At 69.3% G+C, this 15,331-nt stretch carries 14 protein-coding genes; 7 read left to right on the forward strand and 7 right to left on the reverse strand.

Annotated elements, in window-relative coordinates:
• Positions 1–3 precede the first annotated feature (3 nt).
• Both E0H75_RS17600 and E0H75_RS17605 read left to right on the forward strand, forming a co-directional pair.
• Entirely contained in the window at positions 4–1,290 is a 1,287-nt protein-coding gene (locus E0H75_RS17600) for a DUF58 domain-containing protein (RefSeq protein WP_131514607.1), read from the forward strand.
• Between the two features lie 41 nt (positions 1,291–1,331).
• Entirely contained in the window at positions 1,332–3,644 is a 2,313-nt protein-coding gene (locus E0H75_RS17605) for a transglutaminase TgpA family protein (RefSeq protein WP_238163087.1), read from the forward strand.
• 257 nt (positions 3,645–3,901) lie between these two features.
• Here the strand turns inward: E0H75_RS17605 and E0H75_RS17610 are convergent, their stop codons facing one another.
• From E0H75_RS17610 to E0H75_RS17630, 5 genes are all read right to left on the reverse strand, one after another.
• Positions 3,902–4,363 (reverse strand): DUF3040 domain-containing protein, encoded by a 462-nt coding sequence (locus E0H75_RS17610; protein ID WP_238163088.1) that lies wholly within the window; start codon positions 4,361–4,363, stop codon positions 3,902–3,904.
• Positions 4,364–4,596: 233 nt separating this feature from the next.
• Positions 4,597–5,349, reverse strand: coding sequence for a methyltransferase domain-containing protein (locus E0H75_RS17615; protein WP_131514609.1), 753 nt, complete (start codon positions 5,347–5,349; stop codon positions 4,597–4,599).
• A 145-nt stretch (positions 5,350–5,494) separates the two neighbouring features.
• Entirely contained in the window at positions 5,495–5,695 is a 201-nt protein-coding gene (locus tag E0H75_RS17620; protein ID WP_131514610.1) for a hypothetical protein, read from the reverse strand.
• A 93-nt stretch (positions 5,696–5,788) separates the two neighbouring features.
• A complete protein-coding gene (locus E0H75_RS17625) occupies positions 5,789–6,262 on the reverse strand; it encodes an SAV_6107 family HEPN domain-containing protein (RefSeq protein ID WP_131514611.1) in 474 nt (157 codons plus the stop codon).
• Positions 6,259–6,678, reverse strand: coding sequence for a DUF6504 family protein (locus E0H75_RS17630; RefSeq protein WP_131514612.1), 420 nt, complete (start codon positions 6,676–6,678; stop codon positions 6,259–6,261). The genes E0H75_RS17625 and E0H75_RS17630 overlap by 4 nt, the downstream gene beginning before the upstream one ends.
• A gap of 352 nt (positions 6,679–7,030) precedes the next feature.
• Here E0H75_RS17630 and E0H75_RS44185 point away from each other — a divergent pair, with 352 nt between their 5' ends.
• Positions 7,031–7,588, forward strand: coding sequence for a DM13 domain-containing protein (locus E0H75_RS44185; RefSeq protein ID WP_238163089.1), 558 nt, complete (start codon positions 7,031–7,033; stop codon positions 7,586–7,588).
• Positions 7,589–7,621: 33 nt separating this feature from the next.
• Positions 7,622–8,092, forward strand: coding sequence for a YbaK/EbsC family protein (locus E0H75_RS17640; protein ID WP_131514614.1), 471 nt, complete (start codon positions 7,622–7,624; stop codon positions 8,090–8,092).
• Here the strand turns inward: E0H75_RS17640 and E0H75_RS17645 are convergent.
• Entirely contained in the window at positions 8,085–8,816 is a 732-nt protein-coding gene (locus E0H75_RS17645) for a hypothetical protein (RefSeq protein ID WP_202873021.1), read from the reverse strand. The genes E0H75_RS17640 and E0H75_RS17645 overlap by 8 nt on opposite strands.
• 9 nt (positions 8,817–8,825) lie before the next feature.
• Positions 8,826–10,763, reverse strand: a complete 1,938-nt coding sequence (locus tag E0H75_RS17650) for an N-acetylmuramoyl-L-alanine amidase (RefSeq protein WP_131514616.1) — start codon at positions 10,761–10,763, stop codon at positions 8,826–8,828.
• A gap of 175 nt (positions 10,764–10,938) precedes the next feature.
• Here E0H75_RS17650 and E0H75_RS17655 point away from each other — a divergent pair, with 175 nt between their 5' ends.
• The 3 genes from E0H75_RS17655 to E0H75_RS17665 all read left to right on the forward strand — a co-directional run bounded on the left by E0H75_RS17655 (position 10,939) and on the right by E0H75_RS17665 (position 15,178).
• Complete coding sequence (locus tag E0H75_RS17655) at positions 10,939–11,550, forward strand: DUF4126 domain-containing protein (RefSeq protein WP_131514617.1); 612 nt, start codon at positions 10,939–10,941, stop codon at positions 11,548–11,550.
• Positions 11,550–12,857 carry a phytoene desaturase family protein gene (locus E0H75_RS17660; protein ID WP_131514618.1) on the forward strand — a complete coding sequence of 436 codons (1,308 nt, stop codon included), beginning with the start codon at positions 11,550–11,552 and terminating at the stop codon, positions 12,855–12,857. The genes E0H75_RS17655 and E0H75_RS17660 overlap by 1 nt, the downstream gene beginning before the upstream one ends.
• 104 nt (positions 12,858–12,961) lie before the next feature.
• The gene (locus E0H75_RS17665) at positions 12,962–15,178 is read left to right on the forward strand and encodes a HelD family protein (protein ID WP_131514619.1); all 2,217 of its coding nucleotides are present in this window, start codon (positions 12,962–12,964) and stop codon (positions 15,176–15,178) included.
• Positions 15,179–15,331 lie beyond the last annotated feature (153 nt).

Genomic DNA, 15,331 nt, shown 5'->3' on the forward strand with positions numbered 1-15,331 from the left:
GACATGCGGCAGGCACTGCGCGGGCTGACCACCAGAGGGCGGGCGTTCGTCGCGGCCGGCATCACCGCGTCGCTGTGTGCACTCCTGCTCGGGCAGAAGGACTTGCTGCGCGTCGGCATCCTGCTGGTCGCGCTGCCGGTGGTCGCGGCGCTCGTGGTCGGACGGACCAGGCTGCGGTTGCAGGTACGACGCAGCCTCGCGCCGGACCAGGTGCCGGTGGGGACGCAGGCGACGGTGGAGCTTGCCTTGAGCAACCAAGGCCGGATGCCGGCTGGTCTGCTCCTGCTCGAGGACCGGATCCCCTACGTGCTGGGTCACCGGCCGCGCTTCGTGGTCGACCGGGTCAGCCCGAACTGGCGTCGTACCGTCACCTACTCGGTCAAGTCCGATGTCCGTGGGCTGTTCCAGGTCGGGCCGTTGATGCTGACCGTGGCCGACCCGTTCGGACTGGTCGAGACGAGCCGTACGTTCACCCGCAGCCAGCATCTGCTGGTGACGCCGCGGGTCTACCGGCTGCCGGAGATCCGGCTGGGTGCGGACCGCGCCGGCTCTGGTGAGAATCGGCCGCGGGCGATCGCATCGGCCGGCGAGGAGGACGCGACGGTTCGCGAGTACCGCGACGGTGACGACCTCCGCCGGGTGCACTGGCGGTCGACCGCCCGCCGCGGTGAGCTGATGGTGCGGCGGGAGGAGCAGCCCTGGCAGAGCCGGTGCGCGATGTTCCTGGACGCACGGACCATCTCCCACCACGGCCACGGCCCGTCGTCGAGCCTCGAGTGGGCCGTCAGCGCGGCCGCCTCGGTCGGCATCGACCGGATCCGCCGCGGCTACGCGACCACGATGCTCGGTGGCACGACCACGCTGTCGGCGATCACCCACCGCACCTCGGCCTCCGTCCACCAGCCGCTCACCACACAGCAGTTGCTGACCGAGTGCGCGACCGTCGAGGAACACAAGTACGCCGAGATCGGTCCGCTGCTGACCGTCGACCGGCATACCCATGATCCGAGCCTGGTGATCGCGATCCTCGGCGCGTGCAGCTCCGAGGACGTCACCTCGCTGAACCGCTGGCGGACCAGCCAGGCCATCGGCGTCGCGCTGCTGCTCGACGCGGCCAGCTGGGCGGTCGGCGCCGAGGCGACCGAGAAGGCGGCCCGCCTGACCGCCGCCGCGGACGCCACCGAGAACGAGCTGCGCCGGAGCGGCTGGCGAGTCGCCAGGGTCCGGCGCGGCGACCACCTACCCACCGTGTGGTCCGGCCTCGGACTGCGGAGCGGAAGGATCGCATGACCGGACACGTGAGGATCTCTCTCGCCGCTTGGGGAGCGACCGTGTTGGGGTCGCTCGTGCTGACGCCTGTGTTCTCCGGGCCATTCCTGTTCATCAGCGCGTTTCTTTGCGGCGCTGTCACCGGCGTCGGCGTGCTGCTGCAGAACCTGCGCGCCCCGCGGATCGTCGTACCGCTGGTTCAACTCCTGGTGCTGATCGAGCTGCTGTCGCTGTTCTTCCTGAACAGCACGCTGAAGTTCGGGCTGTTCCCGTGGAAGGGGACAGCGATCGAGTTCAACACCCAGCTGGTCAACGCGATGGACTCGATCAATCGGTTCAGCGCGCCGCTGCCGCCGGACTCGCATCTGACCCTGTTCGCCGTGTCGGTCATCTCCGCGACCGGACTGCTGATCCACGTCGTCGCCGTACAGCTTCGGCAGGCGGCCTGGGCCGGACTGCTGCTCCTGATCATGTACACAGTGCCGGCTGCGACCGTGCACGGCGGACTGCCCGCGTTGCTGTTCATCCCGCCGGCGATCGGCTACATCGTGCTGCTGTCGGCCGAGGGCCGCAGCAGGCTGAGCCGGTGGGGCCGCCGGATCTCTGGTGTGTCACACCTGGACGCGGCCGAGCCGGTCGAGGCGTCCGCCCTGGGACAGGCCGGCCGACGGATCGGTCTGAGCGTTGTTGCGCTCGCCGCCCTACTGCCTGCGTTGCTGCCGGCTCTGCCGGAAGGTGTCGTCGGCAACGGCCTGGCAGGCAGCGGTCCGGGCAACGGCGTCGGCGCGTCGATCTCGTCGACCGACCCGATGCTGGACATGGGCAAGAACCTCAAGCGCGGCGACAACGTGGTCGCGCTCACCTACAAGGGCGGTCCGGACGTCGGCAGCTACCTGCGGCTGACCGCGCTCGACAGCTTCGACGGCAACACCTGGCGGATCGCGCCGCGTCCCGAGAACCGCAAGATCGACGGCGAGCTCGCACCGCCGCCCGGGTACAACGGCGACCTGAGCAAGGCTCCGCAGACCAAGATGGAGATCAACGTCAGCCGGAGCTTCCGGTCCCAGTTCGCGCCGGTCCCCTATCCGCTGCGGACGATCTCGCTCAAGCGGGACTGGCGGTACGACGCCAGTGCGCTCGACGTGGTGTCGTCGAACGGGCAGGTGGTCGGCGGCAAGAAGTACAACCTGAGCGCGTACGACCTCAAGCCCAGCCCGGACCAGTTGCACAACGCCCTGCAGGGCGGTCCGCCGGACGAGTACACCAGCCGGGTGCCGAAGCGGACCCCGCAGGACATCACCGACCTCACCCACGAGGTCACGGCCGATGCCAAGGGCAACCAGTTCGACGAGGCGGTGCTGTTGCAGAGCTGGTTCCGCAGCAGCGGCGGCTTCACCTACAGCACCGACAACGCCCGCGGCAGCGGGATGCCGGCGCTGCGCGACTTCCTGCTGGAGAACAAGACCGGGTACTGCGAGCAGTTCGCCACCGGGATGGCGCTGATGGCGCGCATCCTCGGCATCCCGTCCCGCGTCGGCATCGGGTTCCTGCCCGGGACGTCCGACAAGGACGGCCAGTACACGGTGCGGATGCACGACATGCACGCCTGGCCCGAGCTGTACTTCCAGGGCTACGGCTGGGTCCGGTTCGAGCCGACCCCACCGGCCCGAGTCGCGACCACCCCGAGCTGGACGGTCGGCACCGGCTCGGACTCGATCAACCCGTCGACGGCACCGAGCACCGCGCCGATCACCCCGGGCGGCACCGAGGACCCGCTGATCGACAAGCCGAACGGCGACCGCAACCTGCCGAACGACAGCGGCGTCGCGGTCCTCGACCAGGGCAACTGGTTCACCAACGGAGGCGGTCAGGCGATCGGCATCAGCGCGGGCGTGATCCTGCTGCTGTGCATCCCGTGGCTGATCCGCAGTCTGACCAGACGCCGCCGGTTCTCCCGGCCGCCGGGCCGGTCCGGTGCCGAAGGGCTCTGGGCGGAGATCCGCGACACGTCCCGGGACCTCGGTCTCGACTGGTCGGAGATCTCCACGCCGCGCCAGTCCGGTGAATGGCTGCTGACGAAGCTGCCCGCCGAGGCGCATCCGCAGGCGCTCCGGCTCGCTCGTGGCATCGAGGCTCTGCGGTATTCCGGTGACGTGAATCCGAGCACGGACCTCCGTGCCGAGGCGGCCGCCGTACGCAAGGCGCTCTGGTCGCAGGCACGGCAGGTGCGTCGCTGGCGGGCTCGGCTGCTGCCACCGTCCTGGCGCTGGTACCTGAACCGGGGCAGCACAGAGGCCTCCGACCTCCTGGACGAGTTCGACCTCCTGCTCGCCCGGCTCCGGTCCCTGGTCCTCCGCGGACGCCACGCCAACTGACGACCCGGCCTCGGGCGCGCAGTAGGCCCGGCCGCACAGTCGACTCTCGGCCGCGCATTCCATCCCGGGATGCGCGGCCGACTTAACTCGGGATCCCGTGATGCCGACGGGCCTGTGGATGCTTGGGCAGCTCAGGGGTGGCTTCCCACCTGGGACAGATCTCAAACCATACGTGCACAAAAAGAACCACACCCGCCCCACCAGGGCACGGGTGTGGTTCTTCGACTGGTCTCGCGCTCAGCCGGCGCTGCGGCCGGTCAGAGGTCTTCGTCGCGGCGGCGGCGCCAGCGATCCTCCATGCGCTCCATGAAACTTCCGGACGAGTCGTGTTTGGTCCGGTGCCGCTTCGACGGCGGAGGCGGCGGGATGTCGTCGGAGTCCCCCGCGTTGCTGATCCGTTTCATGCTGAGCGCCGCGATGTAGAGGCAGGCGACCATCATCACGAAGCCGATGACTCCGATGATGGTGTTGGGGATGATCGCGCCCGTCATCAAGACCACGATGCCCAGCACGAATCCGACGCCGGCAAGCACTGCCCGGCGCTTGTAATACAAGCGCACATTGGTCCCTCGCATGGCGGAGACGAACTTCGGGTCTTCCGCAGCGAGGGCGCGTTCGAGCTGCTCGAACTGGCGCTGCTCTTCTTCCGAGAGGGGCACCGTCGATCCCTCCATGGTGAGCGCGATCTCGATAGGCCGCCTCCAGTCTAGGACGCGCATGCCTCACACGAAACCCTGGCCGCCTGTCCAGCGCGTCACGGTCCGGAAACTGCCCGCCTCGACGGCCGCTCCCGAACCACCGCGCCACCAGCCGAAACCCTGTTCCAGCCTACGGTTGCCGCCCCATCACGTTCCGTCGCATTCGGGCGTTCCGGGCCGTCTGTGGGCCGCGACACGCCCGGGTGTGCTCAGGCGGTACGGCGTACGTCCTGGAGCCTTCCCGTGTCCGGTGGTCAGTGGGTGGCGAGGATGTGGAGCTGGGTGGCGAGCGCCCGGAAGGCGGGGTGCTGGCTGGCGGCGCGCTCGAGCTCGGCCAGGGAGTCGGCGGCGCCTGGCTCGGAGTCGACGAAAGCAGACGGGACCAGATCGGCGAACGTGCGGACGCCGTGCACGGTGTGGACCATGAACCCGGCGTCGGCCAACTGCGCGATGATGCCGGCTTCGTCGAACCGCCGCGGCATCGGATCGTTCGCACCAAAGCGTCCGTCCGGGTCCTGCAGGGCGACCCGAGCCTCGGCCAGGTGACCGGCCAGGGCCCGCGCGAGTACGACAGCGTTGCGCTGGGCAACGAGCAAGCTCAGTACGCCGCCTTCGCGCAGTACCGAGGCCATTGCCTGCAGGGCCTGCACCGGATCGTCGACGACCTCGAGTACGCCGTGGCACAAGACGGCATCCGCACTCGACTCGCCGGCGAGACCGGGAAGCTCGGCCGCATCGCCTTGGACGCCACGGACCAGGTCGCTCACGCCTTCGTCCCGCGCCCGCCGCTCGAGCGACGCCAACGCGTCGGGACTCGGGTCGACCACGGTCACCCGGTGACCTTCGACGGCCAGCGGTACGGCGAATCCGCCGGTGCCACCACCGAGGTCGACGATGTCCAGCCCGGCACCCGGATTGGTCCGGGCCCGCCCTGCCAGAGCAACCCGCAGAGCCTCGCCCACCAGCGCCGTCCGCAACGAACGCCGCCGCCGATCGACCATCGTCATGACCCTCCTAGCAGTCCCCCAACCAATCACCCCACGTCCGCCACACCCTACTTCCCACCACCTCCCCGCCAACCGCCTAGGGCGGCGAGGTGCCCGGCAGGTTTGCCGGTGGGGGTATGGGGACCAGGCGGGTTGGGGTGTGGGGTTAGCCGGGTTGGTAGGTTTCGGGGTCTATTAGTTCGACGGGTTCGAAGCCGGCGCCGTTGCAGCGGTCGCAGGTGTAGCCGGCCAGGAGGCCGCCGCCGGCGCATTTGCTGCACAGGCCGTCGTCCCAGGACTCGCCTTCGAGCGACTGATGCGGGCGTGGGTAGTGGGCGTCCGCCAGATAGCACTCGACCCCGAGCACCGCATGCACGCGACCACACAGGTCATGGCCGACACCTCTGCGTACCTGACTCAATGTCGTTTCTCTCCGAGTGACTGCCGTCGTGGGTTGCTGCTAGCTGGCCTGCATCCAGGACTGGGTGAGGACCGACTGGGGGTCTGTGGTGGCGGTCAAGGCGGGCGTGCTGGACAACCGCAGCGAGGACTCGACCAGGCCGTAGAAGGTCTCCACGGCGCGGATCAGATCATCGGCCTCGCGGGTCGTGACAGCACGCTCCAAGCCGGCCTCGGCGGCAGCCCGCTGAGACGCACCGGCCGAGAAGAACGTAGCCCACTCGGCGAACTCTGGGGCGACCTCCGCCAGCAGCACCCAGGCATTCCGCTGGATGCGACGGCGAGCGCCGGAGCGCACCGGCCGGGCACGGACGGCCAGGACCGCCGCCGCGACCCTGAGAGCCGCGATGTGAGCACTCGAGTAGCGGATCAGGTGGTCGCTCGTGTCCAGCGCCTCGGCCAGAGCGGCTCGTGCGCGGGACAACTCCCGGCTCGCCGCGCCGGCAGCCGCCGGAGACACCGGTGAAACGGTCATCGATCTGTCACCCTTTCCAGTTGCCAGCGGCCGGAGTCCGGGTCGTGCGCGAGATCGAACAGCTCACGCCGACCGTGCCGGCCGCATCCCGCCTCCACCCGGTACACCGCGCGCCGCGGTCCCCAGTCCGCATCCAGTACGCCGACCGCCGCGCCACTGGCCCGAGCCGGAGCGGGAGCACCGGCAAGGACAGGCGCTTCGGCGACGGCCGGAGCGGCCTCGGCGTGATGCCAGTCGGTCGCGCGATGGATCGGGGTGCCGATGATGCCGCGTTCCCACCAGGCGGCGGTCTCGGTCCAGTGCGCCTGGACGGAGCAGACACGCCACAGACGGCCACGCCAGAGGAACTGCTCCGGGGTCTCGACGCCGTCCACGACACCCGAACGCACCTCGACGGCTTCGTCGAACTCCCACATGCTCCATCGCCTCCTGTGTACGAACTGCTGCTTCCCCTGGTCGACGGCCCGGTCGGAGGCCCGGCGGGTGGGCACGAGGTGGGGGTCGAGGTCCACCTCGGTGCCCGGCCCGCCGGAACCACCGGATCCCGATGCGGCCGCAACTCCGCACCGGAGCCGTCCAGCTGTCCGAGTCACCTCCGGCAGGCCTCCCGACGAAGCCGGGCCGGAGGTAATCGAACATCTGTTCGAACACTGGAAGCGTATCGCCGCCCGCCGACAATCGTCAACGGCCCGTAAGCCCGGCGCGCCGCCGCGCGACCGATCCGGCCGCCAGACTGGGTGCACCGAGGCGTTGACGAAGGGACGGACCGTGAAGAAGCGGGCAGCACTGGTCACCGCGGCGGCCGTTGCCGTCGTGGTCGCGGCAGTCGCGCTGCCGCTCTTCCAGCCGTGGCGGCTCTTCACCGACACGGTCGTCGACGAAGCGCTCCCGGGCGCTGTTCCGATCTCCACACAGACATCGTCGACGACGCCACCGACAGTTTCCGTTGCGCCGAAGCAGGTCCCGCCCACACCAAAGGTTCTGCTGACCGGGAAGCTGATCACGCATGAACACGAGACGTCCGGCACGGTCGCCGTACTCCGGTTGCCCGACGGCAGCCGGGTGCTGCGGATCGAGAACCTCGACACCTCGGACGGTCCCGACCTGAAGGTGTGGTTGAGCGATGCGAACGTCGTTCCGGGCCGAGCCGGATGGCACTTGTTCGACGACGGGCAGTACCGCAGTCTCGGCAGCCTGAAAGGCAACCACGGCAACCAGAACTACCCGGTCCCGGCCGGCGTCACGCTCGACGACTTCCGCAGCGTGGCCATCTGGTGCGACCGGTTCAACGTGTCCTTCGGAGCAGCCGAACTGAAACCGGCGTGACCCGCGTCGACGCACGCGCATAAGGTGCCGAAGGTGAGCAGTCATCCCAACGTGCAGAAGGTGGCCGACGCCTTGAAGGCGGCCGGTGCCACCGGTGAGATCGTGATCCTGGACGAGGCGGTGCCGACGGCTGCGGCCGCTGCGGCCGAACTCGGGTGCGAGGTCGGCGCGATCGCGAACAGCCTGATCTTCGACGGCGACGGCGTACCGGTGCTGATCCTGACCTCGGGCGCGCACCGGGTCGACACCGCGAAGGTGGCCGCCGGGCTCGGCATCGGCAAGCTGCGCCGCGCCACGCCGGAGTTCGTCAAGGAGCACACCGGCCAGTCCATCGGCGGTGTCGCCCCGGTCGGTCACCCGCACCAGGTCCCGACCTACGTCGACGCCGCTCTCGAGCAGTACGACGTCATCTGGGCCGCGGCCGGCATCCCCCACTCGGTCTTCCCGACCACGTACGCCGAGCTCGTCACCATCTCCAACGGAACCCCGATCACCGTCAACTGAGCACGGCGGGGATTGCGGTCTGGACGAAGCGGCGGGTCAGCACCGCGCGACGGTGGCGCCACCACGGGGTCGCGAGGCGGCGGGAACCGTAGCGGCCGCGGGTGATGTCCGCGACGACGGCCGCGGGTGCTCCCAACGACGGCAGTACGTCGAGGGCCGCCCGCTTGGTGATCAGCTCCCCCGTCGTCAGCGTGACGTGAGCGCGGGCGATGGTGAGCAGGCTGAGATCGACCCAGACATCCACGTACCAGTTCGTCCACCGAGCCACGGCAGGCAGCCAGAACTCCCGCAGGTCGCGGCGGATGAAGGAGAACAACTCCTCGTCACTGGTAGCCGGTAGCAACGAGGACGGCGGCGGGCCGAAGAGCGAGACGTTGCTCAGGGCAAGCTCTCGTCGCGTCACCGGCGTCACCGGCCGGTCGAAGTACCGCTCCTGAGCAAAGGTCACATGCCGGATCGACGCATCCGCCAGCTGGTCGGCGAGCATGTAGGAGCAATGCAGCTTGGACGCCGGCGGAGACTCCGCGATCAGTCGCCGATGAACGTCCTCGACGGCAGCCGGCGGTGGTGACGACACGACCGCGACGACATCCAGACCGCTGCGCCCCAACTGGTAGTCGCCCAGTGCCAGCGAGCCGTGCAACCAGATCGCCTCGACCGCGGCGACCTGGCGCACCGATGCGACGAAGCCGTCCAGCAGTTGCTGGACGGCTTCGTCATACACAACAGCAATCTAGACGGCCGGCCTGATGTCCACGTCGGCGGCTCGGACGTAGGCCATCCGGTGTCCGAACCAGATCTGGTAGTACCGGTCCTTGCCGAGCACCTGCACGTGGTCGGTCGGGGGCTGACCGGCGAAGGTGACGGCGCGGTAGTAGTCGGTCTCGATGTTCAGGTCACTGACCGGGTAGGCCTGACCGGCACCGATCGAGTACTGCAGCGGCGTGACGGTCTGGTACGGAATACCCGCCGGGTACGCCGCCTCTTCGGGGTAGGCACGCCCGTAGACCGGCACCGAGGCCTTGCCCGCCTTCGGCTTCACCACGAGACCCGGCTTGGCGAACGCGTCCGGCGCCGACGCCGGGCTCTTGAACCAGCCCAGCGCGCCCAGGTACCAGACGGCCACCCAGTCGCCCTGGCGCTGCGCCACGACGTACTGCGAACCCGCAGCGGCCCGTGAGCCCATGTCCGAGACGTCCGTGGTGCCGTCGATCCCGTTCGGGTGCAGTCCGATGTCCTTGACCAGCGGAGCGTTGTCGTCAGGCGCCTGACGCAGGTAGACGAAGTTGGTGGCCTGCGGCGTGCACGGCGTACCGGGGGCGTCGCAGTTGCTGACCACCTGCACGTTGCCCTCGAAGCCCGGCTTGATGGTGACGATCGAGCCGGCCTTCACCGGGAAGATCTTGTGCCCGTAGATCGGGGCGCCGAGCAGGTCGAAGTAGTGCTCCCAGTCGAAATAGGGTCCCGGATCCCAGTGCATGCCGGCCACCGTGCTGGGAATCGTTCCCGGCACCTGGTCGTGGCCGATGATGTGGGCCCGGTCGAGCGGGATGTGGTTCTTGGCGGCGAGGTAGCGGACCAGCTTGGCCGAGTTGCGGTACATGGCCTCGGTGAACCAGGTCGCGCCCTGGGGTGCGAAGCCCTCGTGCTCGATGCCGATGCTGTGCATGTTCACGTACCAGTTGCCGGCCTGCCAGGCGACGTCGTTCGCCTTGACGTGCTGCCAGGTGTGGCCGTCGGACGAGCGCATCGTGTACTGCCAGCTCACGTACGTCGGGTCCTGCACCAGGTTCAGCGTGGTCTGCCAGCTGCCCTCGGTGTCGTGGATGACGATGTAGTCGATCTTGCCGGTCTTCGGCCGGTTCGCCAGGTCGTGGTTGCCGTAGTCACCAGCCCCCGCGCCGTACTGGGAGTACGGCGCGGGCAGCCACTCACACCCGAGGGTCGGAGGGCACTCGACGCCGCTGTTCGCGGGCTTCTGCCCGGCAGGCAACGCCAGCTTGTCGGCCTGTGCCTTGTCCGGGGTCACTGCGACCGGAGCCATCGTGATCTGCTGTCCGGTGTTCGTGGTCCGGGACGCACCGCGGGCCATGATCGAGTAGACGTCGTCGGCGAAGCCGGACGCGGCCACGCGGTCGCCGGCCTCCGCGTACGACGCCACTGCGCCGTACCACTGGGCCGGAGAGGTGCTCGCACCGACCGGCAGCCCCAGAGAGCGTTGGTACGACGCCAGTAGCGCGGCACCACCGTTGATGTTGGCAGTGGTGTCGTTCCGGAGGGAGGCCGAGTCCAGCCCGGTCAGCTCAGACGCCTTGTCGAGGGTCCGCAGCGACGCAGCGTTGGCCACCTTGCGCTTGCCGGACAGGTCGGCCACTTCGTTGGGGTCGACGGCGGTGAGGTGCATCGGGCCGTAGCCGCCCGACGTGCTGGGGGCACCGAGATGGTCGTCCCACCGCGACTCGGAGTACGACACGGCGAGCAGGACCGACTCGGGTACGCCGTACTTCGCGGCGGCTGCGCTGAACGCGGAGGCCGCGCCGGCGGAGGTGGTCGCGGCGGATGGCCCTGGGGGCGCGGCGGCAGCGGGTGGGCCTCCGGTCGACACGCCGAGCGCGGTGATGGGCAGCGCGACCGCTGCCAGTGCGGCGAGAATCTTCGGACGACGAAGCATGTTGATCTCCTGAACCCAATGGCGGGGAGTGCCGGTCACACAGACTGGCAGCCTGCTCACTGTGAGTCGAGGCGCACCGGATGTCAACGGTTAACCAAGTCTCACACCAGCAGGTTCGATACTGACGAAACATGCCGTCTCACGGGGTGGCGACCGAGCGTTACGGAGCAAGACGATGGAAGCGTTGCCGTTGGCGTTCACGACGGGATGGGCCAGTGGCATCAACGCCTATGCCTGCGTGCTGATTCTCGGTCTGCTCGGCCGGTTCGCCGGCGCCGAGGACGTACCGACCGCACTGAGCACCACCCCCGTTCTGATCGCAGCGGGTGTTCTTTTCGCGTTCGAGTTCGTCGCCGACAAGATTCCGTACATCGACTCGGCCTGGGACGCGATCTCGACGGTGATCCGGCCGACCATCGGCGTGATCATCGCCGCGTTGCTGGCCGGTGAGGCGAGCACCCTGCAGCAGGCCGTGATCGCGACCACCGGTGGAGTGGTGGCGCTACTCTCACACGCTGTGAAGTCGAGTCTGCGGCTGGCGATCAACACCTCTCCCGAGCCGGTCACCAACATCGCCGCGTCGTCCGGTGAGGACGTCGCCGTCGCCAGCGTGGTGGCGCTGGCCGCGTTCCACCCGGAGGTCGCGCTGATCATCGCCGGTGTGCTGTTGCTGCTCGGCCTGATCGGGGTGTACTTCGCGTTCCGGTTCATCCGGCGGGGCTTCGCACGCTTCCGGGCCTGGCGGGAGAAACGGGGCGCCCCGGCGACTGGGAGCAGTGCCGCCTGATGGCCCGCGTAGTAGTCATCGGGGCCGGTCTGGCCGGTCTCGCCAGTGCAGTCCGGCTGGCCAAGCTCGGCCATCAGGTCACCGTGTGCGAACGCGGCCAGCACCTGGGCGGCGTGCTGGGTCGCGTCGAGGCGGACGGGTTCAGCTGGGACGCAGGAGCAGCCAGTACGACGCTCCCAGCGGCGCTGCGGGACCTCTTCCGCAAGAGCGGCCGCCCGATCGAGAGTCTGGTCCAGCTCGAGCCGGTGACCGAGCCACGGCGGCACATGTTCGGCGACGGGTCGGTGCTGGACCTGCCGGTCGGTGACCGCGGTGCGCAGGAGGCGGCCTGGACCGATCTGGCCGACCAGAAGACGGCCAAGCAGTGGACCGCTCTGGTCGACGGCTACGGCGAGACGTGGCAGATCCTGCGGAAGACCTCACTCGAACCACCACTGCACGACAAGCTGTCGCTGAGCGCAGTGCGGTCGCTCAAGCCGTGGCAGTCGCTGGACAAGGTGGCGAACCGCGAGCTGGATGACGACCGGGCCCGTGCGGTACTGCGGCACTTCGCAGCGCAAGGCGGCTCGGACGCCAAGCTCACCCCCGGGTACGTCGGGGTGTGGTCCTACCTGGAGCGCACGTTCGGCCGCTGGACGATCGCGGGCGGCTTCGGTGCGCTCGCGGACGCATTGGCCCAGCGTGCAAGCGAGCGGAAGATCAACGTCCGCACCGGCGCCGAGGTGGTCGGGGTCTCCACGACCGACGGCAGTGTGACCGGCGTACGGCTGGCCGATGCGACCGAGCTGCCCGCCGACATCGTGGTGAGCGACATCGACCCGCGTCTGCTCTACACCGAGCTCCTGGACGACCCGGCGGCCAAGAAAATGCGCAAGAAGGTGCTGTCGACCCACCAGGCCCAGGCGGCGTACGTCGTACATCTCGGGCTGCAGGAGCCCTTGCCGAGCCTCCCGTTCGAGACGGTGCTGCACGGTACGCCGACAGTGGTCGTCCGGACCGCCGGACAGGCACCGGCCGGACACCAGGCGTGGTCAGTCCTGGTGCACGGCTATCCGACGGACGACGTACTCGACCTGCTCGTGGCCCGCGGGCTGCACATCCGGGACAAAGTGGTGTCCCGTCAGACGTCACCGTCCTGGTGGGCCGGGGTGGCCTGGGAGGGGTACAAAACGGCCCGGCGGAGGGCATCCAACGTCTCCCCCGTGAAGGGCCTGTACTGCGTCGGCGCGGGCGCTCACCCGGGCTCCGGTGTGCCCGCCACCACACTCGGCGCCGCGATCGTGGCGGACGCCATCGGCAAGGCCTGATCCTGAGCCTGATACCGGGTGGGGTTCGGTCACCCGACCCACGTAGGATTGATCGTTCATGTGTTCCGTGTCGGGGCAGGAGCCCGGCAGTAGAGAGGACCTCGGTGGATCAATCCCCTACGTCGGCCGATCACGAGAACGTCGAGCGGGCCGAGCTGGCGGCGGAGCAGCACCACGTCGACCGGGTGTACGACCGGGTCGCGGAGGCGGCTCGATCGGCGTCGCGGATCGCGGTCGAAGGGCACCAACGCGGGCAGGCGCAGAACGTCGGCCGGGTCCGCGAGGAGGAGCAGACCGGTCTGTACGAGCGGGACGTGCTGGTCTTCGCCGCCGCCCGCCGGATCGCCGAACTGGACGCGGAGCACGAGGGCCTGGTCTTCGGCCGGCTCGACTCCGACCAGGGCGACGAGGAGCCTGCGGCCGGTACTGCGGCGGACCTGGAGAAGCTGTACGTCGGCCGGCTCGGTGTCCGTGACGCCGAGTACGAGCCGCTGGTGATCGACTGGCGCGCGCCGGCCGCGGAGCCGTTCTACCGTGCCACCTCGACCGATCGGCTGAAGGTCGTCCGGCGGCGGGTGCTGCGCAACAAGGGCGCCCGCATCGTCGGCCTCGAGGACGACCTGCTGGCCCCGGAGCGCGCACCTGAGGACCTGCCGGTGATGGGAGAGGGCGCCCTCATGGCGTCGCTGTCGCGCGCTCGCGGTCACACGATGCGCGACATCGTCGCCACCATCCAGGCTGAGCAGGACGAGGCGATCCGGGCGCCGGCTCGTGGCGTCACCGTGATCGGCGGTGGACCGGGCACCGGTAAGACCGTGGTGGCTCTGCACCGGGCGGCGTACCTGCTGTACAGCGACCGCCGGCGCTTCGAGCGGGGCGGCGTACTGGTGGTCGGGCCGTCGGCCGCGTTCATGGCCTACATCGAGCGCGTGCTGCCGAGCCTCGGCGAGAACACGGTCTCCCTGCGGGCGGTCGGCGAGATGGTCGACGGCGTCAAGGCCACCGCGGTGGACGAGGCGCAGGTTGCCGCGATCAAGGGTTCGCTCCGGATGAGCGCACTGCTGTCACGGGCCGCTCGCGACCGCGTGCCGACGGCGCCTGCCACTCTGCGCGTCTTCCTCGGCGGCGCCACGATCGAGCTGGACGCCAACCAGCTGGACAACGTCCGTCGGAACGCCCTGCGCCGTACGCCGCGCAACCGCGCAGCCACCGAAGCCCGCAAAGGTCTGGTGGGCGCGCTGTGGCAGCGGTTCCCGGAGGACCTGCGCACCGGGGTGTACGGCGACCGTGAGGCGTTCGGCGACCAGGTGACCGACACACCGGCGTTCCGGTCGTTCTTCAGCCAGTGGTGGCCAGTGCTGACACCGGAAGCGGTACTGCGTTGGTTCGGTGACGCGCGGCGGTTGCAGCGGTGGGCCCGCAACGACCTGACGCCGGCCGAGGTCGACGCCCTCGCCCGAGCGATCCGCAGCACCAGCGAGTTCACCATCGCCGACGTGGCTCTGCTGGACGAGCTGGACACGTTGCTGGGACGCGCTCCGGTCTCGGAGACCAAGGACGAGGAGTTCGACTGGCTGGAGGGCTTGTCGGACGGCGTCAACGAGGTGCTGACGACCTCGGAGCGGCGTGCCCGGGCAGCGGCGGCCAGAGAGGCCGAGGAGCCGGAGGAGTACGCCCACGTGCTGGTGGACGAGGCACAGGACCTCTCCCCCATGCAGTGGCGGATGGTGACCCGGCGCGGACCGCAGGCGAGCTGGACCATCGTCGGCGACCCGGCACAGAGCTCGTGGCCGGACCCAGACGAGGCTCGTGCGGCGATGGACTCGATGCTGTCGCATCTGCAGCGGCACGCGTTCCGGCTGTCGACCAACTACCGGAACTCGGCCGAGATCTACGCGTTCGCCGGTGAGGTGATCCGGCAGAGTCTGCCCGACGCCGATCTGCCCAACGCGGTCCGCAGTACCGGAGTGGAGCCGGAGCACCGGATCTTCGACGACGGCAAGATCGTCGAAGCCACCGCCGACGCGGCCACCGAGCTGCTCCAACTGGTCGAAGGAACGGTCGGCGTCATCGTCACACCCAAGCTGCGACCTGCCGTCGACGCGGTGCTGGCCGACGTCGGCAACCCGCGGGTCGTTGCCGTCAGCCCCCTCGAGTCCAAGGGCCTGGAGTACGACGCTGTGGTCGTGGTCGAACCGGACCGCATCGTCAGCGACACCCTCGGCGGCGTCCGCGCTTTGTACGTGGTGCTGACCCGGGCCACGCAGCGGTTGATTACCATCAACAGCACTACCCATTGGTTGCCCGCCCGCACCTCCTGAAAAGGAAGTAGGACGGGGCTTGACCAAGAACACCCTGCGGCGCGGCGCGGCTGTTGCTGTCGTCGTCGCATCGCTGACCGCACTGGTCGCCGGGCTGTCCGGGCCCCGGCGACGGCGCGTCGGAGCTCGACGACTTGCTTGCCTCCAGCCTCT

It is taken from the genome of Kribbella capetownensis (assembly GCF_004331485.1).
GTDB lineage: Bacteria > Actinomycetota > Actinomycetes > Propionibacteriales > Kribbellaceae > Kribbella > Kribbella capetownensis.

What these genes read in the sequence shown, in the direction of transcription:
- E0H75_RS17650 (WP_131514616.1), bottom strand. Translation starts at nt 10,763, where the DNA reads ATGCTTCGTCGTCCGAAGATTCTCGCCGCACTGGCAGCGGTCGCGCTG.
- E0H75_RS17610 (WP_238163088.1), bottom strand. Translation starts at nt 4,363, where the DNA reads ATGCGCGTCCTAGACTGGAGGCGGCCTATCGAGATCGCGCTCACCATG.
- E0H75_RS17655 (WP_131514617.1), top strand. Translation starts at nt 10,939, where the DNA reads ATGGAAGCGTTGCCGTTGGCGTTCACGACGGGATGGGCCAGTGGCATC.
- E0H75_RS17600 (WP_131514607.1), top strand. Translation starts at nt 4, where the DNA reads ATGCGGCAGGCACTGCGCGGGCTGACCACCAGAGGGCGGGCGTTCGTC.
- E0H75_RS17615 (WP_131514609.1), bottom strand. Translation starts at nt 5,349, where the DNA reads ATGACGATGGTCGATCGGCGGCGGCGTTCGTTGCGGACGGCGCTGGTG.
- E0H75_RS17660 (WP_131514618.1), top strand. Translation starts at nt 11,550, where the DNA reads ATGGCCCGCGTAGTAGTCATCGGGGCCGGTCTGGCCGGTCTCGCCAGT.
- E0H75_RS17630 (WP_131514612.1), bottom strand. Translation starts at nt 6,678, where the DNA reads ATGTGGGAGTTCGACGAAGCCGTCGAGGTGCGTTCGGGTGTCGTGGAC.
- E0H75_RS17625 (WP_131514611.1), bottom strand. Translation starts at nt 6,262, where the DNA reads ATGACCGTTTCACCGGTGTCTCCGGCGGCTGCCGGCGCGGCGAGCCGG.